Below are 21,667 nucleotides of genomic sequence, written 5' to 3'. Positions count from 1 at the left end.
TCTTTAGTGGCTGCTTCCTTGCTTGCGTCTGTAGGTATACATTCTCCATTGATAATGGATAAAACAGCCGATGCAGAACCCGAGGATAGCAACAGTAGCCGCAACTGCGACCAATGCTGTGAAAATATAGGCGGCAATCGTCCAACCGGCAATGAAGCTGACCAGACCTGCCGTGAGACAGAAGACGGCAATGCTCTGGTTAAATTGCTGTTGTTCCGCATCCTCAAGCAGGTAGGCAGACCGCTCTTTTGTCAGAAACTTCGCACCAAGCTTAATCACAGGATTATATCCAAAAACAAGACCAAGCACGCCAGCGGCCAGCGGCAGGGCGAGAATCCAATATTGACCGGTAAACCAAGTTAATAATACGGAAATAACGATGAAACCTTGATTGGTTTTGACAAGTGGTCTGGGAATTCCTGTAGATCCTTCACTCATTTAATTCACACCTATCTTATTGGTTTAGTTATAGTATAGCGAGCGCAAGGGTTTTTGGGAAGGATTATGGGGGATATTAAAATTTAAAATAAAAAATCATTGACATCGTTCAATACATTATGGTTTTATTATGTAGACCGATTGTTATAATTCCAAGAAGGAAGTGTCAAGCTTGTCAATCAAGCCGAATGCACGCGAGGCGATTGTGGATACCGCTTCAAGATTGTTTTTCACACAAGGCTATCATGCTACGGGCCTGAACCAGATAATTAAGGACAGCGAATCACCAAAGGGTTCACTTTATTATTACTTCCCTCATGGCAAAGAAGAGCTGGCTTTAACGTGCATCAACCGCACCAGTGAAATTGTCGCGCAGAAGCTCAGATATCATGTAGAGAATAGCGCAGATATTGTGGAAGCGATGAAGGACTTTATTCTGGGTATGGCTAAGGATGCTGTGGAATCCTCTTTTAAGGGAGTGGTTCCGTTCAGCTTCTGGTTAGCAGTAGAGACGTCCTGCATAAGTGAGGAGCTGCGGACTGCGTGTCAGGCCGTCTTTAAAGACTGGCAGGATGTAGTGAGGCAGAGCCTGTTGAAGGCAGGAGAGGAGCCGGAGGTAGCAGCAGATAAGGCTTCCGTTGTAATCTCCTTATTTGAAGGAGCGCTGCTGCAGGCGCTGACTTATCGGGATGAACAGCCATTGCTGGCTGCAGCAAGGCTTATCCCTGTTCTACTGGGCTAAACAGATAGAAAAGAGAGAAAAAACACATTTTCAGGAGGATATTAGAGTGGAAGCTACCGTACAAGGACAACAAAAGACCGAGGAAATAAAGTTCAAAACCCTCCCTATTCTAATCTCTTTGCTGCTGGCAGGGTTTATTGGAATGTTCAGTGAAACGGCGTTAAATGTGGCATTATCTGATCTTATGAATGTATTAAACATCACCCCCTCGACTGCACAATGGTTGACAACGGCATATCTGCTTACATTAGGAATACTTGTACCGATATCAGGATTGCTACTGCAATGGTTCACGACGAGACAGCTATTTGTTGCCGCCTTATGTTTCTCAATACTGGGCACATTTCTGGCGGCAGTCTCACCGAATTTCGAGTTTCTGCTGACGGCAAGAGTAGTTCAGGCGATGGGAACAGCATTGCTGCTGCCTCTGATGTTTAACACTATTCTTGTGATCATACCTCCTGCCAAAAGAGGCGCCGCTATGGGCTTAATTGGACTGGTAATCATGGTTGCACCAGCAATTGGCCCAACAATTGCCGGGCTGCTGATTGAAAGTCTTAGCTGGCATTGGATATTCTGGCTGTCGCTGCCTTTCCTGGTGATTGCGCTGGTGTGCGGAATTCTCTTCATGCAGAACGTAACGAAAGTAACGAAACCAAGAATCGACGCGCTCTCCATTGTACTTTCTTCCTTGGGGTTTGGCGGAATCGTGTATGGTTTCAGTAGTGCGGGTGGAACTGAAGGCTGGGGAACCCCCAAAGTTATTATTCCAATTATCATAGGCGTCGTAGCACTGGCGTTGTTTGTCTTCCGTCAGTTGACGATGAAGCAGCCTATGATTAATATGCGTGCTTTTAAATACCCAATGTTCGTTGTGGGTGTGGTCATGGTCTTTATCGCGATGATGGTCATCCTGTCCTCTATGCTGATTCTTCCCATGTATCTCCAACAGGGTCAAGGATATACGGCCTTTAAGGCAGGGTTATTGTTGCTGCCCGGTGGTTTAATTAACGGATTGATGTCTCCGCTAATGGGACGTTTGTTCGATAAATATGGTCCCAAATGGCTTGTTATACCAGGCCTGATCATTATTGCCGTATCGCTGTGGTTCTTCTCCAGCATCACTGCTACTTCGACAGTTGTTTTCGTAATTGTACTGCATAGTGCGCTCATGATCGGCGTGTCGATGATCTTCATGCCGGCTCAGACGAACGGAATTAATCAATTGCCAATGGAATTGTATCCTGATGGAACGGCAATTATGAATACACTACAGCAAGTTGCAGGTGCGATTGGTACCGCGTTGGCGGTCAGTATTATGACTGCCGGTACGAACAGCTTTTTGAAGGGTGTTGCTGATCCTAAGGACCCTGCCAATATGTTGTCCGCGTTCACCAATGGTGTGCAGAATGCTTTTATTTTTGGGATGATCGTATCTATTGTAGGCCTTGTGGTTGCTTTCTTCCTGAAGCGGGTCATTGTTTCGCACCAAACACAAAGCTCTATGCATTAATGCGTTAATTAGATTCATGATCGAGAACACATCCGCGTTGTGGGTGTGTTTTTTTTAGAATGAGCAGGTGACGGTAACAGGAACAACTTGTTTCAGCTCCCCACAATTCGTCCAAACATAAGTGTAACCTTTTGACGCTAAAGACTGTCTAATAAGATGACAATAAGATATTATCTCTACGAGGAGGGCAATATGAAACCGAATAATTTATCGATAATGAATTTGAAAAAGGGAGCAATTCTCGGCATAGCTATTGCTCTAGGTTCAGGGGCAGTGGTTACCACAATAGGCACACAGTCTGCTTATGCCGCAACCGCACCCAATTCCTCAGCCGTTTATAAACAGTTTCAGGAATATTTGCAGCAACCGGTCCAGCTTATCCAGGCACGCAATTATTTAATAAACCATATAGATGAGGCTGGAGTATGGAATGCGACCCTAATGACGCTACAACTGGAGAACGCGCAAAAGGTAGAGCTGTCTGACTTTTCGGACAAAATATATCCGGATAACGTTCAGAAGGCGATTGGCACAGCATTCCCCAAAAATGGACTTACCTATACCGGCTTGCTTAAAGCGATCAAGGACCCCAAAATCCGTGTTATATTAATTGAAGGCCGTGACAAGGGTTACAAGATGGAAACCAGCGAGGGTATGTATTATCCGGTGATGCATTACGAAGGGTATAAAGGCTTTAAGCCTTATATTAAGCAGGATATTGCCACTTATATCGACATTATGGCGAAAGAGTCCAATCGTCCAAGTACATATGATGCAGGAATTGTAATTAGTTGGGATGAGGTCATTGCCAGAACGCTAGCCATGGAGACCTTTGTGCGAAAATATCCTATTTCCAATCGCGTAGCTACTGTTAAGAAGGAACTTACTTATGCGGTTTCCCGCCTGTTTTATGGGACCGACAACACACCGGCGTATGACTATGATCAAAAGAAATTGGACCCTAAGCTGAGACAAGCCTACGAAGATGCCTTGAACAAAGGTATAGGAAATAGTAAACTTTTGGCAACCATACAGAAGCTGCTGAACATGCTGGATAGTACGGAGAATGAGTTCACGCCAGCGATTGAAAAGTTTCTTAAAAACGAGGGGGCATAGGTTTGTTGAAATTGCTACCAAGGAGAATGAAATTTGTACTACTCACTTCTGCCATTATTCTGGGGCTGAGCTACATGATGACTGGACATGCGGGTGCGGCTTACACGGGGACATCTGTAGATAAGGCACTGCAACAACTTAATCTTACGAAAAAGCATAACCTGCCACAGGGCTTCGTCTATCTGGAAGAGATTATTCCCTCCGCGCAATTTGAAATTCGTTATTATGGTGAGAATAATTTCACTGGGCAGCGAGTTACAGGCTATCACGCTCCATTGGCAATCTTCACACGCGAAGCAGCAACTGCCCTTAAGGCTGTAAGTGAGGATCTGAAACCGAAGGGGTATCTCCTGAAAATCTATGATGCCTATCGTCCGCAAAAAGCAGTCAATCACTTTGTGAGCTGGTCTCAAGATGCCAGAGATATTAAGATGAAACAACAATATTATCCATTGTTGGATAAACGAAATTTATTTAAACTGGGCTTTATCGCCAAGAAGTCCGGACATTCAAGAGGCAGTACGGTAGATTTAACAATAGTTAATATCAAAACAGGTGTTAATGTGGATATGGGCAGCCCGTATGATTTCTTCGGGAATATCTCTTATTATGAGACAAGCCTAATTAACAAGACTCAGAAGGCGAACCGGGCCATCCTTAACGCAGCCATGATTAAGCACGGATTTAAGCCCTACACAAAGGAGTGGTGGCATTTCACACTGCTTAAGGAACCTTATCCAAATCAATATTTCAACTTTAATATAGAGTGATCCGGTTCTATTGCATATTATTGAGTTTAATGTTTAATATAAGAGTATTACTTGATGTAAGCGTGCATACTGATTCTTAAATACAGAAGAGGAGGATTGGATTTGATGAGAAGAATCTCAGCCTTTGTCCTAAGTATTCTGTTATTGATGATAGGTTCATGGATACCGGCCCGAACGGTCTCCAGTGCCGCCAGCAATGTGAACGTTATCCTGAATGGCCAGTCCCTGAAGTTTGAAGATTCTGCTCCCTATTTCAGTGGATCTACGGTGATGATCCCGCTTCGAGAGACTGCAGTTGCCTTGAAGTTTATAACCTCCTATCAGAAAGCCACGGATACTATCCAATTGAATAGTATTCAGAGTACGATTGCCTTCAAAGCTGGTGGGCAAGACCTTACTAATAATGGAGTGAAGGTTACGTTCAAAGAGAACACCGTTGTCCGACAGGATCGTGTTTACGTTCCATTATCTTTTTTCGCAGCGCTTGGTTTAGTAACAGCCTATGATGCAGCAACTAACCAAGTGGAGGTGTATACACCTGATGTAACCGCAGGAGTAATCGTTGGATTGCTCGCAGCAGGAAAGTATCAGGAGCTGGAGGATCGTTACTTTGATCCGGTAATGAAGCGGGCAATCTCCATTCCTGTAATACAGCAGACTTGGGAGAATATAGCGGCTCCAGCTGGGAATTATCTAGGTGTCAAAACTACAGTGAGCAGTCGGAATGAGGAAGGAATAATCCTCCAAAGTGTGCTTTCATTCAGTGAAGCGGAGGCTTCGTTTGAGATTAGGCTGAACAACTCAGCTGAAATTACTGATTTGCGAATCACACCTCTACCAGTCAAACTGCCATAACCATACAACCTTTCAACAGACTATGTTTATGCTCCAAATGGGGCTAAGCATAGTCTGTTTTATTTGGAATAATTTAAGAAACTTAAAATTGAAAGCTTATTGTTGACAAACGAAGCAATCTGGAGTAAATTAATCAATGAATTAAACAACGAATTAATCAATGATTAATCATTAAAAGGAGGGATACGATAGAAGGATGAACACGACAGATAACAATGTAGATCATTCAGACAAGGATACCAAGCAGACTATATTAAATGCCACGGTTAGGTTGATTAGAGAAGATGGACTCCAATGTGCAACGCTGCGCAAAATCGCTGCTAAAGCAGATACTAACATAGCATTGGTTAATTATTATTACGGATCTAAAGATAATTTGATCTCTGACGCCGTACGAGTCTTGTTATCCACGTTTGATGATGCCTTTAAAGCGCTTGAAGATAACTCCTTATCGCCTAAAGAACGCTTAAAGCAATTTTTTATCGGTTACATTGCCAATCTGGAACAGTATCCCGGACTAGCTAGACAGATGATTGATCAAGGGCATAATATTTTGGCTTCTCAGGATGAATATACCCGTTATGCCAAAACAATGAGAATGAAGCACATGCATGCTGCTTTACGAGAAATTACAAATGAGCAAGACGAAGTGAAGCTAAGGATGATGATGTTGCAGTTATATGGTGCGATTATTTTTCCTTTAACGATGAGTTCCTGCTCACCAGGAGTACAAAATAAGCTTGAAACTAGCTTTCAATTTCCATCTATTGAAACTCAAATTGAGGCGTTGTTCGAGCATTATTTTTATAAATATAATATATAGAGAAAAGAGTGGAGAACTGGATGTCAAAAACAATGAATGAGAAGAGCGCAGTAGCAGAACAGCCATTTTCTCTAAGAGCCATTATACCCCCGTTGTTAGCTATTATCGTAGGTATGATCATGGTTATCCTAGACGGGACGGTCGTAAATGTTGCCGTACCTAAGCTGGTGGAATATTTCTCAACAGATCTTAAGACAATTCAATGGGCGATTACTGGCTATACCCTGGCTTTGGCAGCAGTAATTCCGCTTGCGGGCTACATGACTGACCGCTTCGGCTCGAAACAAGTATTTTTGACTACAGTGACCATGTTTATCTTAGGCTCCATGTTGTGTTCATTTGCTCAGACCTCAACACAGCTTATCTTATTCCGGGTCATTCAAGGCTTGGGGGGCGGTATGGTCGCTCCGATCGGGATGGCTATGGTCTTCAAATTAGCTCCTGCGAACCGCATGGGTTCCATTATGGGTATGCTCGGAATTCCGATGCTGTTAGCACCTGCACTGGGTCCTATTCTATCGGGTTGGTTGGTGGAGTATGTTAGCTGGCACTGGATTTTCCTGATTAACTTACCTATTGGTATTGTAGGTATCATTCTTGGGGTTAAATATTTGCCTAAGACTGAGAAGAAGGGCAAGACGCATCTCGACTTACTAGGTATGATTCTGGCTCCGATTGCGTTCTCCATGCTGGCCTATGGTGTTAATGAAGGCGGAGGAACCAGTTGGTCTTCCACGCCGGCAATCCTCGGGTTATCCATCGGTGGTGTTGCACTTGTACTCTTCGTTATCGTAGAGCTGCTTCATAAGCATCCATTGCTGGAGCTGCGAGTGTTCAAATCATCGGATTTCACCCGTGGAATTATCTTGTTATGGGTTACACAAGCGGCATTGTTTGGTTCAATGTTGTTCGTTCCGTTATACCTGCAACAGATTCGGCAGTATACGCCGCTAGAGACAGGGCTAATTATGTTGCCTCAAGCTTTAGCTTCCGGTGTTGGGATGCCGCTCGGCGGACGATTGTTTGATAAGATTGGCGCACGTCCGCTGGCTTTTGTCGGATTGAGTATCATTTCAACAGCCTTATATCTACTATCAGGCATTACGATTGACACGAATCTTCCTATGGTCATGATGACTCTGGCCTTAATGGGACTTGGAATGGGCTTGTCCATGATGCCGTTGAATACACATGTACTGAATTCAGCACCGCGTGAATGGGTAGGTCGTGTTACTCCTCTGACAGCAGCTGCTCAGCAGGTCGTTGTATCCTTCGCAGTCGCAGGGATGACTGGTTATCTAACTAGCCAGATTTCAGTTCACATGGCTGAAATGGCGAAAGGCGGCAATCCATTGGTAGCTTCGGTTCTGGGCTTCAATGATGTATTCTTCCTGACTTCCTGCATAGCTGCAGCTGGTATTATTATCAGTCTCATCTTGCGTAGACCGAAAGTGGCTGATACGCCTCTTCCTAAAGACGGTAAACAGCCTGATCCAGCGATGATGATGGGACATTAATCCATCTGCTAACATATAGGAACAACAAGCCGCTCCAGCATTTTTGCTGGGGCGGCTTGTTTGTGCTCTGCTACCGATTCCAGCGAGAAGATTAACCCCAAAAGTGAAGTCCTTGTATGAGCGGATGTTCAAAAATATTTAATAGATTATTATAAGGGATTCCCATCGGCTATATTTTGGTTGAAATTAATATGGGGATTCTTCGAAATACATATTCTGGCACCTTTCCAATTAAATGCCGTATTATAAGCGACAAATATTTAGGAGGGATAAAATGTCCAGCATTGAACTAATACTGCAACAGTAATTGCTGCAATTGCTAATTAAGTTGGACGATAATGCGTACTATTTTTTTATGTGTGAGTATTTTCTGATGTGTTATAACGAAAAAAAGAGCACTCAAATCGAGCACCCTTTTTTATTGTTCATTTTCTATTTGAAGTGTTTCTTCTTTTTCCCTCTTATCAATTAATCGTTCAATGACTTTGCCCAGGTAAGAGTACATGTCGTTCAAATTACTGAGGAAGCTATGAGAAAAATATTATGCCAATCAGGAGGTGAGTGGATGAAGCGTTCAATTAACCACTTTAACATCGCGCTAACCATGATCATTCTAAACTTAATTTGAAATGGATGGTGAAATATGAAAAGTTATTTTATTGCTAATGGGGCAGTTATGCTACACATTCTTGAGAATGGAGTCATATCTGAAAATACACCTTCATTACTTATAATTAATGGATTGTGGGAATCTGCAGAGAGGGCTATCCCACTACTGTCCGAAATTCCAGGACATGTTGTTACTTTTAGTTTTCGAGGTCGTGGATTAAGTTCTACTCCGAAAAGTAATTATAATCTTGAGAATCATCTATCAGATATTGAAGCAGTTATTTCCTATTGCGGCCTTAAGAATTACTGTGTACTTGGATTCTCAAGAGGGGCTGTATATGCTATAGGTTGGAGTTTATCAAATCAGAAAGACATGTGTGGACTTATTTTGGTAGATCAAGCTCCTATACATAGAAGTGTTGGGAAAGAGGCGTTGGATTTTTGGAGTAAACTAGTATATTTGCAAGTGCCAATATTAAACTATATGCGTCTTGAAGCTTTACAAGGATTGGAGAATGACGCAGATGAAGTTGATTTTTCGGAACGACTATCAAAACTTCGCATTCCGGTGGCTCTATTCGTTGGAAGGAATGCGGTGGCGAAAATTCCTTCGGATATTTCGGAAGAAACACTTAAAATATATAAGGAATCGATCCCCGAATTAAATGTTATAGAATTTCAGTATTCCGGTCATATGATTCCAGATGAAGAACAACAAAAATACATTGAAGAAGTCGGTCTGTTCTTGCAGAAATTAATATGAAATCCCCGCTACCTTGACTGAACTGACCCCAAAACGTAGACATCTAGTATTTTTAGCTGCTTCCAAGGACAGTAGCCGGAACTCTACCGGAAACAGTCCTTGGAGCTTTTCTTAGGTTCTTCGAAGATTGTAATAGTGTATATATTCATGAAGTTGCTTGATGAAGTCTTCCATGGACACGAAAGTTTGAATATATAAAAGCTCTGTTTTTAAGATTTTGAAGAAGTTTTCTATGACTGAATTACACGCATCGTAAGGAAAGCTATGAACCGCCCATAAAGATCAGCCAGAAACCAGATGAGAGAAATCATTCAGAATGGAAAAATTCCTGCCGCAGCAAAATAACTCCTCACTAAATCCGCTCCGGTTCTTCGGAGATCCGTGAAAAGGAGATTTTTCCTAATAGTTCTGAGGCGATAATACCCAACAGAACAAGTGCCGCACCAGTGTAACCTTGGATTGACAACTGTTCACCAGCGAACCAGTAGCCAAACAAGGCTGCGAATACCGGCTCCAGCGAGAAGATTAACCCAGTACGGGTGGGCGAAGTGTATTTCTGGGCAACCGGCTGCAAAATGAAGCCGCAGGCACTGCAGAGAATGCCGAGTGCCAGGATCGCAATCCAGCCCGGCAGGGTGCTAGGAAGTGAAGGAGTCTCGAATAGGGTGGACAACACTAAGGCAAAACCACCAGCGAAGCCCAACTGCAGGATGCCGATATTTAATGAATCACTGGTCTTTACGGCCTTACCGGTGACCAGAATCTGCACGGCATAGAATACGGCTGCCAGAATACAAAGGAAATCACCCGATTGAATTCTTAGTGTAGCGTTTAACGTAAGCAGGCCGATTCCGGCAATCGCCAGGATGGAGCCAAAGACTTGCGGGGGGGCGACTCTTTTTTTGAACACGAGTACATCAATCATGGGTACAAAAATTACAGTCAAAGCCACCAGAAAACCGGCATTTGAGGTAGTGGTGGTCTTTAGTCCGAAGGTGATACAGGTAAAGACACCAAGCAGCAGGAAGCCTAGTAATGCTCCATATTTCAAAGTCCTAGCATCCACACGTTTCAATCGTTTATGGAATAATAATGCGGCTAAACAAAAAGCAAGCCCAAAGCGCAGCGCAATCAGATTGAATTCGCCCAGCGTTCCAAGCCCCATTTTCATAAATATGTAGGACGAGCCCCAGAATAGGGTTACAACTAACAGCATTAGCTCAGCTTTGAGCGGTTTCATCTCACGTCATCATCCTTCTATAATTCAAGTAAATACAGTATAATATCCACGATTACATAAGTTAACTGAATGTTTATCATAGGAAACATGAGCAATTCTCATGTGAGGGAGAAAAGGGGAGTATCAGCTTGAGTATCAATAAATACGAGGTGTTTCTGAAGGTAGTAGAGCTTGGAAGCTTGACCAAAGCCGCTGAAGTGCTAGGCTTCACCCAATCCGGAATCAGTCATACCATCAGTAGCCTGGAGTCGGAATTTGGCTTCTCGTTGCTGGTTAGAAACCGATCAGGTGTTAAATTAACGATAAATGGGGAGCAGGTGCTGCAGCCTATCCGTGAAATTCTGAAGTGGAACGAGCAATTAAAACAGACGGTTGCCGATATCCATGGACTGGAGATAGGAACGATTACGATTGGTACGTTCACTAGCGTGTCCGTGCATTGGCTGCCTGGCATGATTAAGCAATTCCAAATTGAGTATCCACATATTGAATTTAAGCTACTTGAAGGCAGTTATCTGGAGATTGAGCAATGGATAGAGGGTGGCGTGATCGACTGCGGCTTTATTTCGTTACCTACCCGTGAGAAATTCGAGATATTCCCGTTGAAAAAGGACCGGATGTTGGGAATTGTCTCGCTAGAGCATCCCTTAAGTAGGGAGCCTTTTCTCTCTTTGGCACAGATGGCCGATGAGGATTTCATTGTCCAGAAGGCCGGATCGGATTATGATATCCGCCGAGTGTTAGATAAAGCAGGAATCAAACCCAAGATCAAATTCTCTGCAGGTGATGATTATGCGATTATGGCAATGGTGGAGAAAGGGCTGGGAATTAGTATTTTGCCTGAACTGGTCTTAAAGCGTCAAAATCACCATATAACTGCACTTGAATTGGAGGATCGCAGCTTCAGATCGCTTGGAATTGCTGTGAACTCCATGAAATATGCCTCCCCCGCTACTAAACGTTTCCTGAAGCACGTGCAATCCTGGTTGGAGCTTAATCCTTGAGCCCCCTTTCTTAATCAAGGGTCCATGGAGGCTGCCGTTAAACCTTAAATAGGCAAATTTCTATCTGACATAAAAAGGTAACGGGGGAAATCAGACGAATTCTATATATAGCATGGATATTATCCAAGGCAATAGGAGGTAAGATGAGAAAAATAGCATTGTCGTCCATTATTGTACTAATTGCCTGTCTAAACCTTATTAGCTGTTCCTCTAAGTTGAGTGACTTGAATCAAGCTGCAGAAGAAGTTGGGAAATATAACAATGGTGAAGCTATTCCTAGTGTACAAGGACTTGAAATCAAAGAGATTGATCTGTTATCAGATCCGTTGGGACAGGGACGAGGCTCCATTATATATACTTTTACTGATAAGAAAGGAAAGCTGGGTAAAGCAAATAGCATCAGTACTGATACTCAAATATTGTGGGGAATCTTACACCTATGAAGCGAAAATCAGTGATGAGTATACGGAGAAGAAACATTTCGATCTGTTTTATGAAGTGTTCAGCAGTTGAAATTTCATTTGATTCTGGGAGGGATTCGATGATAATTATGATTAATGGGGCATTTGGCGCAGGGAAAACCACAACAGCTCAGCTACTGCAAACACAGATTCCCAACAGTATGATATTTGATCCTGAAGAGATTGGATATATGCTAAGAAATATCATCCCTGAAGAGATTAGATTACAAGAGGAGAGAACAGATGATTTTCAGGATATAGAGTTATGGAGAATTCTAACGGTACGGACGCTGGAAGAAGTAAAGAGAAAGTACAATAAACATATAATCGTTCCAATGACTATCTATAAACCTGGGAATTTCGAATATATAGTGAAGGGCTTCAAGAGCATAGATCACGAGCTGTATCACTTCTGCCTAATGGCTTCTGAAGAAACGATATTGCAAAGATTAGCTTCTCGAGGGGATAAAGAAGGAGGATGGACCTACCAACAAACGATAAAATGTCTGAATACGCTAACAAATGACATGTATAAAGAGCATTTAGATACTGATCAATTAAGTATAAATGAAATTATACATAGGATTTTGTTGAGAATCAGATTAGCCCCATGAAGAGTTGGATTAGATGAAAACAAAAAAAATTAGGAGGTTTGACCTGATGATTACAAGAATTTCAACTCCATTTAGTTATTCATCGGCTGTTGTAGCTGGTGATTCAGTCTATCTCGGATTGCATAGAGGATTCGGGAACAGTTTTACAGAACAGATTCACGATACCTTTGTACATTTAAAGAAAACGCTGCTTCAAGTCGATGTACCTCTGGGAAATATCGTTAAGGTAAATGTATACCTCAAATACATTACGGATTTGCCTGAGATGGAACAGGTTTTCACTGAGTATTTTGAAAAAGATAAATTCCCAGCAAGAATGACTTCGACAACCGAATTTATTGACTCAGACTGTCTGATGATGATCGATGGCGTAGCCTACAAAGGACTTCAATAACACGATGCGATACAGTAACTCCGCAACAAAAACTAATCACATATCTCATAGGAGGTTTTCACCATGTGCACAAGTTTCGCAGTTCATTTAGACAAAACTGTGATTGGCATGAACTTCGATATTTCCCGTAGACCCATTAAAATTGCTTTACAAGGAGACGATCAGCTTCTAGTTCTGCAGAATGACAATGGACAATTCTATCCAGCATTCGGAATGAATGGTAACGGCACATTTATGAACTTACTAATGGTTGATCCCATTGAAGAAGGCAATTATAGACGAGGGAAAGATTGCATACACATCATGAAGTTGTTTGATGAAGTTCTTTCAGGACGCATCGAGTTAGCGCAAATACTTGATTATTTAGAAAGCCATGCCATTGTTAATCTTCCCAACCAAAGTGTACATAGCATGATAGTTGGGAAGAATCGCGAGACTTACATTGTTGAGCCAGGAAGAAAACATCTTGAAATGGACTCAAGCGGCAGTAATAAGGATTTCATGGTACTCACTAATTTTCCTTTATCTGAAGTTATCTCTAATGAAAATAGGAATATAAAAGGAGCAGGGGCAGATAGATATCTTAAGGCCTATGACATGATTACAAATCATAGAGAAACTTTCAATTTGCAAACTGGATTTGACGTACTTCAGGAAACCGTGCAGCAAAGTGGGGACTATCCTACTCAATTGTCATTGGTATTCATTCCAGCTGAAAGTAAAGTTAATTTTACTCTGAATGGTGATTTCACTAAGGTTTATGAGTTTTCATTTATCACCAAGAGAATTCAGAGTATTGAAGGTTTTACGAGTAATCAGAGTCTGACGCTTTCCAAGAAAGGTGTATTGCTAACAGAACTTGAAGGTTGGTGATCTTAGAAAGGCTGCTTGTTCGTCTTATAGAGACGCGTAGGCAGCCTTCAAGTTATCTAGATTTTATTTTTGGAAATGCCGTTTATACTTGGGACATAATCGTCAGCTTTATTGATATTCAACATCTCTTTTTCATCTTTAGTATAGCCATTTTTCTGTTGATTGTTTTTCTGATCTGCGCGATTATCAGCAGGGTCCTTTTTGGGATCGGCGCTGTTTTTGGGCATTAGCTTCACCTCCAATTTCATACATCTAGTATTAGATAGTGGTTTGCATTTTATCCCAGTGATTCTGAATTATAACTATCCCCTTCGATTTATGTCTAATAGGGATTGACCTTAAGCAAACTTCGTGAGAAAATGTACGCGTGTACATTGATGTTATTTTTTAAGAGGAGGATTTCTTATCACCAGCCGAAAAGAGGTTGCTGAGCTGGCGGGCGTCTCAGAAGCCACAGTATCCCGCGTGCTCAACAATGTTGGTCCGCTGAAGGAAGAGACGAAACTGCGTGTGCTGGCGGCAGCAACTAAGCTTGGCTACACACCTAGCTCCATAGCCCGTAGCTTTGCACTTAGACGTAGCGGGAACTTGGGCGTGGTTATGCCTTATCTGCCGAAAGCACGGCTGTTCTCTGCTTATTATTTCTCAGAAATCTTAAGCGGAATCGGGAGTAAAGCACGGGAAGAGGGCTATGATCTGCTAATGCTATTTCGTGATGCCAATGAGCCGATGGACTACTGCGGACTGTTTCGGATGCGTAAGGTAGATGCATGTATTGTACTGGGAGCAAAAGAAGAGCCCGGCGAGCTGGCAGCTTTACGTCTGCTGAAGGAGGAAGGGCATGCTTTTTGCCTGATCAACCAGCATTTCGAGGGAGAGTCCTTTCATGAGGTAGATGCGGATCATGTGGAAGGCAGCTGGCAAGCCGTAACTCATTTGTTGGAACAGGGCTGCACGCGAATTGCTTTTCTCAATGGCCCTGAAGCTTACTCGAACAGTCGTGATCGTATGCGAGGATATACTCGTGCATTAACCGAGGCGGGAATTGCTCTTGACCCAACGCTGCAGTTCGAAGGCAATTTCAGCCGCAGGAGTGGAGTAGCTGTTGCTAAAGAGATGGTTACACGTCTCGAACAGATAGACGCCATTGTTGCCGCCAATGATCGAATGGCCATTGGCCTACAGCAAGGTTTGCGGGAGTTAGGCGTCACGGCTGAACGTATGCCTGCTATCGTTGGATATGACGATTCGGATGCGGCTGAACTCACAACCCCTGCGCTCAGCAGTGTACGGGTTCCCTTTTATCGGCTAGGTGAGCTGGCTGCTGCCAAGGTGCTGGAAATGCCGGACGGCGGTCCGGAGGCATCTGTCCAGAAAGTTCGGATTAAACTTCCCACTGAGCTTATCATTCGTGCTTCATCCCAGATCAAGAAATCGAGGAGGAATTAAATGAAACAGCTGCGCATTGGAATGATTGGTTACAAATTTATGGGCAAAGCTCATAGCAATGCCTACCGAAGTCTGCCCATGTTCTTCCCTAAAGCCTTGAAACCGGAAATGTCCGTGATTTGCGGGCGTAATGCCGAGGATTTGGACAAGGCAAGAGATCAGTTTGGCTGGGCAGAGAGTGTAACGGATTGGAAGGATTTGATATCCCGCGAGGATATTGATCTTATTGATATTAATGCGCCAAGCAATGCGCATAAAGAAATAGCGCTGGCAGCTGTGAAGGCTGGCAAACATATTTTCTGCGAGAAGCCGTTAGCATTAAACTTGGCAGACTCCCGCGAAATGCTGCAGGCTGCAGAAGAAGCTGGCGTCGCTCACATGGTGGGATTCAACTACCGGTTCTCTCCAGCAGTCAGGCTGGCGAAGAAGCTGGTGGAGAGCGGGCGGCTTGGCAAGATCTATCATTTTCGCGCCTGCTTTCTCCAGGATTGGATCTTGGACCCTGAATTCCCATTAGTGTGGAGATTACAAAAGGAAATTGCCGGTTCAGGCTCACACGGAGATCTTGGCGCGCATCTGATTGATCTGGCCCATTTCCTGGTGGGTGATATGCAGGAAGTTATTGGTATGAGTGAAACCTTCATCAAGGAGCGTCCGCTCGCCACTGAAATGACTGGGTTAAGTGCCAAAGGCGATACGAATGCTCCTAAGGGAGCTGTGACTGTAGATGATGCCACATTATTTTTGGCTCGTTTTGTAAACGGTGCCATCGGCAGCTTTGAGGCTACGCGGTTCGCAGCCGGTCATCGCTCTACGAATTCTTTTGAGATCAATGGCAGCTTGGGTAGTGTGAAGTTCGATTTCGAACGGATGAATGAACTGGAGGTATATCTAACCTCTGATGCTGAGGATGTCCAGGGCTTTCGCCGGGTGCTTGCTACTGATCCTGCTCATGAATATGCAGAAGCGTGGTGGCCGCCAGGTCATACAATTGGCTTCGAGCATACATTTATTCACGAAATGCTGGAGCTGTCTTCAGCGATAGAAGAAGGGCGTCAGCCGGTGCCAAATTTCCATGATGGTGTGAAATGCCAAGCCGTACTGGAAGCAGTAGAACGTTCAATTGATGAACGCCGCTGGGTCGAATTGTCCGAGATGTAAACATCTAATAAAAGGAGTGTTGAATATGAGAAAAGCATTGATCGTATGGGGTGGCTGGGACGGACATGAACCGGAGCAGGTCGCCGGAGTATTCGCTGAGCTGTTGCGGGAAGAGCAGTTTGAAGTTGAGGTGTCTAATACGCTGGAGGCTTTTGCAGATGCTGATAAGCTGCTCGGTCTGGACCTAATTGTTCCCGTCTGGACGATGGGTGAAATCTCTCAGCAGTTTGTAGATAACGTATCCACTGCTGTGCAGAATGGAACCGGGCTTGCGGGTTGTCATGGCGGGATGTGTGACTCGTTCCGCAAGAATACGGACTGGCAGTTTATGACGGGTGGACAATGGGTAGCACATCCTGGCAATGATGGAGTGAACTACACGATACAATTTCCTCAGAGCTCCAGTCCGCTGGTAGCCGGCATGGAGGATTTCAATGTTTCGTCTGAGCAATATTATCTGCATGTTGATCCTGCGGTAGAAGTGCTTGCAACCACCCGTTTTCCGGTAGTAGATGGACCTCATTCGCTCAACAAAGCAGTGGATATGCCTGTAGCTTGGACCAAACGCTGGGGCGTGGGCCGAGTGTATTACAATTCGCTTGGACATCATGCCGACATTGTTGAGAAGCCTCAGGTGAAGGAAATGATGCGTAGAGGACTGCTCTGGGCTGCTGAAGGCAAACAGAATGCTACGTTGAATCAGAAAGATGTATCGACGATTGGCAACAGCTATAGCGGCATGGCAGATAGTCAATAAATTGTTGGGAGCGATCTATCAATGGACAAAGTAAAAGTTGGCATCATAGGCTGTGGTAAGATCAGCAGTATCTATATGGAGAACTGTCAGAAGTTCGCAGTCTTGGAGCTTATCGCTTGTGCAGACATGGATCTGACGAGAGCACAGGAGCAGGCAGATCTATACAATATTCCGCACGTTTATACTACGGAGCAATTATTGAATGATCCAGAGATCGAGATTGTGATCAATTTAACGATTCCAGCAGCACATGCCGAGGTTACCCTGCGTGCACTTGAAGCTGGCAAGCATGTATATGTGGAGAAGCCGCTAGCTGTGACAAGAGAAGAAGGACGCAAGGTGCTCGCAGTGGCCAAGGAAAAAGGGCTGCTTGTGGGCAGTGCTCCGGAAACCTTCCTAGGCGCGGGTATTCAGACGGTGCTGAAGCTGATTGATGAAGGCGTTATTGGCAGACCTGTCGCAGCAACCTCATTTATGCTGGGACGCGGCCATGAGCATTGGCATCCCGATCCGGAATTCTACTATGCTGCAGGAGGTGGCCCGATGTTCGATATGGGCCCCTATTATCTGACAGCGCTGGTGCAGCTGCTGGGTCCTATTCATACGGTAACCGGAATGACTGGTAAAGCACTGCAAGAGCGAACGATTACGAGCGAGAAGAAGTCTGGCCAAAAGATTCCGGTCGATATCCCGACCCACGTTGCCGGAACACTGCAATTCCACAGTGGGGCGATTGCAACGCTGATTACCAGCTTTGATGTCTTTGGGGGCAGCGATTTGCCACCTATAGAAATTTACGGTACTGAAGGAACAATCCAAGTTCCCGATCCGAACACCTTTGGCGGACCTGTGAAATATCGGCGCATCGGTGAACAAGACTGGACGGAAGAGCCGCTGGTGCCTGGTTACGACCAGAACACACGAGGTATTGGACCCGCTGATATGGCTTATGCTATTCGTACTGGACGCAAGCACCGCGCTAGCGGTGAACTTGCTTATCATGTGCTGGAAGCGATGTGGGCCTTTCATGACTCTTCCGATTCTCGCAGTTTCTATGAGATGGAGAGCACCTGCGAACGCCCGACTGCGCTCCCGTTAGGACTGCAGCCGTATACATTGGACTAATAACTGCAGTAACCGGACTCCAGTAGCTTATCTACTGGAGTCCTTTTTTTTCGAAAGATAAGAATTCATCTGATTTTCGGGGAAAATAGAAGGGGATTCTCTGATTCCCGAAAAGGATGTTGATGCTCGCAACCACTAGCTCTCCAGTGAAAATATTGGATGAAATACAACAATATTTGTTATATCTATTCCACAAGTAGGAATTGTTGGATGAAATCCAACATTCACTAATTGTAGAGTCTGTTTTGAATTAAATTGTTGTATTCCATCCAACAATTTAATAATAAGCGGCTATTTTCGAGAGGTATGTTGCAAAAAATACAACATTTAGCCGAAATCCGCTGCTCCCAGTCCATTATTCCTCCTATATCTCTCAGAGGTCTATCCCTTTCGACTCCTCTCCCAATAAAGACGAGAGAACAGCTCGTGGGTTTTTCTCACTTAGAGTTAACAACTATTTACGTAAACTGGAGGGAGTTAGCCCTTTATATTGCTTGAACAGCTTGGTGAAGTAGTTGGGGTTATCACAGCCCACTCTGCCGGCAATTTCCGTCACGGTGAAGTCAGTCTCCAGCAGCAGCCGTTCGGCTTCATTGACTCGGCATAGGTTTACATAATCGATGAAGGTGCGTCCGGTCAGCTTTTTGAAGGTTTTGCAAAAGTGGTATGGATTGAGATTGACGGATTTCGCAGCATTCTCGATCGTCATTTTATCTTCAAAATGCTCATCCAAATACTCCAATAGCGGCTTGAAGCGCTCGCGATTGAACGATTGACGTTCATTAGCTTTAGTTGATAACTGCTGCGGCAAAAAAGTTCTGGACAGCAGCGTGAAGAGCAAATGTAGTTGATTCTTGATCACCAGCTGAAAGGCGGGACTTTTGGTATGTACTTCCTCTATTATGGTGTACAGGAGTGAATAATAGGTGGAGCAGGCGGGTACTTGTTCTGCCGGCTTGACCGGGAACTGATAACGGTTGTCTAGATAGGGTGCAACGAATTGCTCATGTTGAGGGTCCTGATTCCAATCCTTGAACAAAGAAGCATGGAACACGATCGATACGTATCGGACATTCTCGTCCCGCAGGCTGTAGCCAACATGCAATCCGCCCGATGGCACGAAGATCACATCTCCGGGGTTCGCCTCATACGGTTGACTGTCCACATGGAATATTGCGCTGCCCTGCTGCATGACTATAATCTCAAAATGCTCATGCCAGTGCAGAAATAGGATATTCTGAGCGGCTTTTACCTCCTTGGAATCATTGAAAAATAAGCGAAACGGATACGTTTTCTCCTCCAGTTGAGGATATTCTTTAAGCTCTTTCGGATAAGTCACTATTGCTTCAACTCCCACAAGATTCAGCTATAACTACACAAGATAAGCAGAGATTTGACTAGAAATGACGAATATACTTAGGTAGCTGAACTTAATATAAACCAATATTGGAGTGGTCACAAGATGAAGGATACATTGCGGATCGGTACGTTAGTAGGGGGCGGGGATGCAGTCAGAGTTATCCCGCAGATTATTGGTCATGGGTTTGAATCTTTTAGCTTAACCTTTTGGCAAACTACAGAGAAGACAGACTTAGTTGAAACGGCTAAACGTGTCTCGGAACTAGCAGCAGAACATGATTTTATTATTTCTTCCGTCGGGATCTTCGGCAATCCGCTCACGAATACTGGTGACAATTCGGATACGCTAGCTAGCTGGGAGCGTTTGATTGATCATGCCCATTTATTTGGCACAGATATGGTGTCAGGCTTTACCGGTCGGATTCCTGGGGTGTCCATCGATGAGTCGATTCCAAAGTTCACAGAGGTATTTGGTGAGCTTACCAAAAGAGCTGCAGATCGCGGACTGCGCATCGCCTTCGAGAATTGCTCTATGGACGGAAACTGGCAAACCGGAGACTGGAATATTGCACACAATCCGATGGCTTGGGAAAAAATGTTCAACGCTGTACCCGCCGAAAACCTCGGACTGGAGTGGGAACCCTGCCATCAGATGGTTGCACTGATTGATCCGATCCCGCAGTTGCGCAAATGGATGGATAAAGTGTTCCATGTTCATGGCAAAGATGCCACCATAGCTTGGGATATTATAAAAGAATACGGTATCCATGGCCCTAAACCTTATGTGTGGCACCGGACACCAGGTTTTGGAGATACGAACTGGTCAGATGTAATTACTATTTTGCGTCAGGCAGGTTATAAAGGCACCATTGATATCGAAGGCTGGCATGACCCTGTCTATCGGGATGAGCTGGAGATGACCGGGCAAGTCCATGCGCTGAATTATTTGAAGCAATGCCGCGGTGGCAGCTTCGTGCCGAATCCGGCTTAAGCTTTTGAGAGGGGGAGCAAGATGACAGCACAATACCGTGTAGCTATTGCCGGATGCGGCGGAATGGCGAATGAATGGATTGAATACGCTCTGAAGCGCCAAGATATTGAAATCGTAGCACTGGTCGATATTAGGCTGGAGTCAGCAGAGGTTATGGCCGAGAAGCATGGAATTTCCTGCTTGAAATTTACGGATCTCAAGCAGGCGATTCAGGAAACCGCTGCCAATCTCGTATTTGATGTGACCATTCCCGCAAGCCATTTCACGATTGCCACGACTGCCTTAGAGCTAGACTGTGATGTGTTCGGTGAGAAGCCGCTAGCAGAAACGATGGAACAGTGCAATCAGATTGTTGCGTTAGCAGAACGTACCGGGAATACACATGCAGTGATGCAAAACCGTCGTTATGAACCAAGAATCCGCTCTTTACGGAACCTTATCACATCGGACACGATCGGCAGAACGGGATATATCGGGGCTAACTTTTTTCTAGCTCCGCATTTCGGAGGCTTCCGCGAGGTTATGAACAGCCCTTTACTGCTGGATATGGCTATCCACACCTTTGATCAAGCTCGCTTCATTAGCGGAGCTAATCCTGTAACCGTTTACTGTCAGGAATTTAATCCTCCAGGCTCTTGGTATGAGGGGAATGCGGCAGCGATCTGTATATTTGAAATGTCAGACGGCTCTGTGTTCTGCTATCAAGGCTCCTGGTGTGCTGAAGGTGCACCCACTTCATGGGAAGCATCCTGGCGAATCACCGGAGAGAAAGGTACGGCCATTTGGGATGGATTGGGTATACCGTATGCCGAGGTGGTTGCGGCTGGAGATCAATCGGGCAAGTTCGTTCGTGATTATGAGCGTATCGAGGGTCAGACCGTAGAGATGAACAGTACGTTCCATCATGGTTGTCTGGATGAGATGTTCCTATCACTGGCAGAGCAACGTCCGGCTGAAACGGATTGCCGCGATAATCGATACAGCATGGCTATGGTGCTCGGAGCTTTGGAAAGCGCCAAGCAAGGTAGAAAGATTGAACTTGCCGATTTCATGAGCAGCCATCTAAGAGAAAAATCATACAGGGACTAAACCT

At 44.5% G+C, this 21,667-nt stretch carries 24 protein-coding genes; 19 read left to right on the top strand and 5 right to left on the bottom strand.

Features of this window, described 5'->3' with window-relative positions:
• Positions 1 to 3: 3 nt before the first annotated feature.
• Entirely contained in the window at positions 4 to 438 is a 435-nt protein-coding gene (locus GJB61_RS19465) for a DUF4395 domain-containing protein (protein ID WP_154120677.1), read from the bottom strand.
• A 172-nt stretch (positions 439 to 610) separates the two neighbouring features.
• Between GJB61_RS19465 and GJB61_RS19460 the strand changes: the two genes are divergently transcribed.
• The 8 genes from GJB61_RS19460 to GJB61_RS31815 all read left to right on the top strand — a co-directional run bounded on the left by GJB61_RS19460 (position 611) and on the right by GJB61_RS31815 (position 9,146).
• Positions 611 to 1,180, top strand: a complete 570-nt coding sequence (locus GJB61_RS19460) for a TetR/AcrR family transcriptional regulator (RefSeq protein WP_154120676.1) — start codon at positions 611 to 613, stop codon at positions 1,178 to 1,180.
• A gap of 85 nt (positions 1,181 to 1,265) precedes the next feature.
• A complete protein-coding gene (locus GJB61_RS19455; protein WP_338115973.1) occupies positions 1,266 to 2,693 on the top strand; it encodes a DHA2 family efflux MFS transporter permease subunit in 1,428 nt (475 codons plus the stop codon).
• Positions 2,694 to 2,885: 192 nt separating this feature from the next.
• Positions 2,886 to 3,809 (top strand): hypothetical protein, encoded by a 924-nt coding sequence (locus GJB61_RS19450; protein ID WP_154120674.1) that lies wholly within the window; start codon positions 2,886 to 2,888, stop codon positions 3,807 to 3,809.
• A gap of 26 nt (positions 3,810 to 3,835) precedes the next feature.
• A complete protein-coding gene (locus GJB61_RS19445; protein WP_229522020.1) occupies positions 3,836 to 4,579 on the top strand; it encodes a M15 family metallopeptidase in 744 nt (247 codons plus the stop codon).
• 105 nt (positions 4,580 to 4,684) lie between these two features.
• Positions 4,685 to 5,434 carry a stalk domain-containing protein gene (locus GJB61_RS19440; protein ID WP_154120673.1) on the top strand — a complete coding sequence of 250 codons (750 nt, stop codon included), beginning with the start codon at positions 4,685 to 4,687 and terminating at the stop codon, positions 5,432 to 5,434.
• Between the two features lie 196 nt (positions 5,435 to 5,630).
• Positions 5,631 to 6,257 (top strand): TetR/AcrR family transcriptional regulator, encoded by a 627-nt coding sequence (locus GJB61_RS19435; RefSeq protein ID WP_154120672.1) that lies wholly within the window; start codon positions 5,631 to 5,633, stop codon positions 6,255 to 6,257.
• Positions 6,258 to 6,289: 32 nt separating this feature from the next.
• Positions 6,290 to 7,774, top strand: a complete 1,485-nt coding sequence (locus GJB61_RS19430; RefSeq protein ID WP_195724408.1) for a DHA2 family efflux MFS transporter permease subunit — start codon at positions 6,290 to 6,292, stop codon at positions 7,772 to 7,774.
• Between the two features lie 643 nt (positions 7,775 to 8,417).
• The gene (locus GJB61_RS31815) at positions 8,418 to 9,146 is read left to right on the top strand and encodes an alpha/beta fold hydrolase (protein WP_229522018.1); all 729 of its coding nucleotides are present in this window, start codon (positions 8,418 to 8,420) and stop codon (positions 9,144 to 9,146) included.
• 111 nt (positions 9,147 to 9,257) lie between these two features.
• On the opposite strand, the gene GJB61_RS32605 is transcribed toward GJB61_RS31815, so the two are convergent.
• Both GJB61_RS32605 and GJB61_RS19415 read right to left on the bottom strand, forming a co-directional pair.
• Entirely contained in the window at positions 9,258 to 9,380 is a 123-nt protein-coding gene (locus tag GJB61_RS32605; protein WP_420819759.1) for an IS3 family transposase, read from the bottom strand.
• A 118-nt stretch (positions 9,381 to 9,498) separates the two neighbouring features.
• Positions 9,499 to 10,386 (bottom strand): DMT family transporter, encoded by an 888-nt coding sequence (locus tag GJB61_RS19415; protein WP_154120670.1) that lies wholly within the window; start codon positions 10,384 to 10,386, stop codon positions 9,499 to 9,501.
• 128 nt (positions 10,387 to 10,514) lie between these two features.
• On the opposite strand from GJB61_RS19415, the gene GJB61_RS19410 reads away from it, so the two are divergent.
• The 5 genes from GJB61_RS19410 to GJB61_RS19390 all read left to right on the top strand — a co-directional run bounded on the left by GJB61_RS19410 (position 10,515) and on the right by GJB61_RS19390 (position 13,732).
• Complete coding sequence (locus GJB61_RS19410; RefSeq protein WP_154120669.1) at positions 10,515 to 11,390, top strand: LysR family transcriptional regulator; 876 nt, start codon at positions 10,515 to 10,517, stop codon at positions 11,388 to 11,390.
• Positions 11,391 to 11,533: 143 nt separating this feature from the next.
• Positions 11,534 to 11,833 (top strand): hypothetical protein, encoded by a 300-nt coding sequence (locus tag GJB61_RS19405; protein ID WP_154120668.1) that lies wholly within the window; start codon positions 11,534 to 11,536, stop codon positions 11,831 to 11,833.
• A gap of 98 nt (positions 11,834 to 11,931) precedes the next feature.
• Positions 11,932 to 12,465, top strand: coding sequence for an AAA family ATPase (locus GJB61_RS19400; RefSeq protein WP_154120667.1), 534 nt, complete (start codon positions 11,932 to 11,934; stop codon positions 12,463 to 12,465).
• A gap of 46 nt (positions 12,466 to 12,511) precedes the next feature.
• Entirely contained in the window at positions 12,512 to 12,859 is a 348-nt protein-coding gene (locus tag GJB61_RS19395) for a RidA family protein (protein WP_154120666.1), read from the top strand.
• Positions 12,860 to 12,922: 63 nt separating this feature from the next.
• The gene (locus GJB61_RS19390; protein ID WP_154120665.1) at positions 12,923 to 13,732 is read left to right on the top strand and encodes a hypothetical protein; all 810 of its coding nucleotides are present in this window, start codon (positions 12,923 to 12,925) and stop codon (positions 13,730 to 13,732) included.
• Between the two features lie 56 nt (positions 13,733 to 13,788).
• Here the strand turns inward: GJB61_RS19390 and GJB61_RS19385 are convergent, their stop codons facing one another.
• Positions 13,789 to 13,959: a hypothetical protein gene (locus GJB61_RS19385; protein ID WP_154120664.1), complete on the bottom strand. Its 171-nt coding sequence runs from the start codon at positions 13,957 to 13,959 to the stop codon at positions 13,789 to 13,791.
• A gap of 178 nt (positions 13,960 to 14,137) precedes the next feature.
• Between GJB61_RS19385 and GJB61_RS19380 the strand changes: the two genes are divergently transcribed.
• The 4 genes from GJB61_RS19380 to GJB61_RS19365 are packed head-to-tail and all read left to right on the top strand — an operon-like array spanning position 14,138 to position 18,224.
• On the top strand, positions 14,138 to 15,181 hold the full coding sequence (locus GJB61_RS19380; protein WP_338115972.1) for a LacI family DNA-binding transcriptional regulator: 1,044 nt from the start codon (positions 14,138 to 14,140) through the stop codon (positions 15,179 to 15,181).
• Complete coding sequence (locus GJB61_RS19375; RefSeq protein WP_154120662.1) at positions 15,182 to 16,342, top strand: Gfo/Idh/MocA family protein; 1,161 nt, start codon at positions 15,182 to 15,184, stop codon at positions 16,340 to 16,342.
• A gap of 25 nt (positions 16,343 to 16,367) precedes the next feature.
• Positions 16,368 to 17,099 carry a ThuA domain-containing protein gene (locus GJB61_RS19370; protein ID WP_154120661.1) on the top strand — a complete coding sequence of 244 codons (732 nt, stop codon included), beginning with the start codon at positions 16,368 to 16,370 and terminating at the stop codon, positions 17,097 to 17,099.
• Between the two features lie 21 nt (positions 17,100 to 17,120).
• Positions 17,121 to 18,224, top strand: a complete 1,104-nt coding sequence (locus GJB61_RS19365) for a Gfo/Idh/MocA family protein (protein WP_154120660.1) — start codon at positions 17,121 to 17,123, stop codon at positions 18,222 to 18,224.
• A gap of 454 nt (positions 18,225 to 18,678) precedes the next feature.
• Here GJB61_RS19365 and GJB61_RS19360 read toward each other — a convergent pair whose 3' ends face one another.
• Positions 18,679 to 19,563, bottom strand: a complete 885-nt coding sequence (locus GJB61_RS19360; protein WP_338115954.1) for a helix-turn-helix domain-containing protein — start codon at positions 19,561 to 19,563, stop codon at positions 18,679 to 18,681.
• A gap of 123 nt (positions 19,564 to 19,686) precedes the next feature.
• Between GJB61_RS19360 and GJB61_RS19355 the strand changes: the two genes are divergently transcribed.
• Both GJB61_RS19355 and GJB61_RS19350 read left to right on the top strand, forming a co-directional pair.
• Complete coding sequence (locus GJB61_RS19355; RefSeq protein WP_154120658.1) at positions 19,687 to 20,574, top strand: sugar phosphate isomerase/epimerase family protein; 888 nt, start codon at positions 19,687 to 19,689, stop codon at positions 20,572 to 20,574.
• A 21-nt stretch (positions 20,575 to 20,595) separates the two neighbouring features.
• Positions 20,596 to 21,663, top strand: coding sequence for a Gfo/Idh/MocA family protein (locus tag GJB61_RS19350; protein ID WP_154120657.1), 1,068 nt, complete (start codon positions 20,596 to 20,598; stop codon positions 21,661 to 21,663).
• The last annotated feature ends 4 nt before the right edge of the window (positions 21,664 to 21,667 follow it).

Origin of the sequence: Paenibacillus monticola (assembly GCF_009664975.1) — a bacterium.
Lineage (GTDB): Bacteria > Bacillota > Bacilli > Paenibacillales > Paenibacillaceae > Paenibacillus_AQ > Paenibacillus_AQ monticola.
Note: the sequence above shows the minus strand (reverse complement) of the source record. Positions and strands in the feature narration are given on the sequence as shown.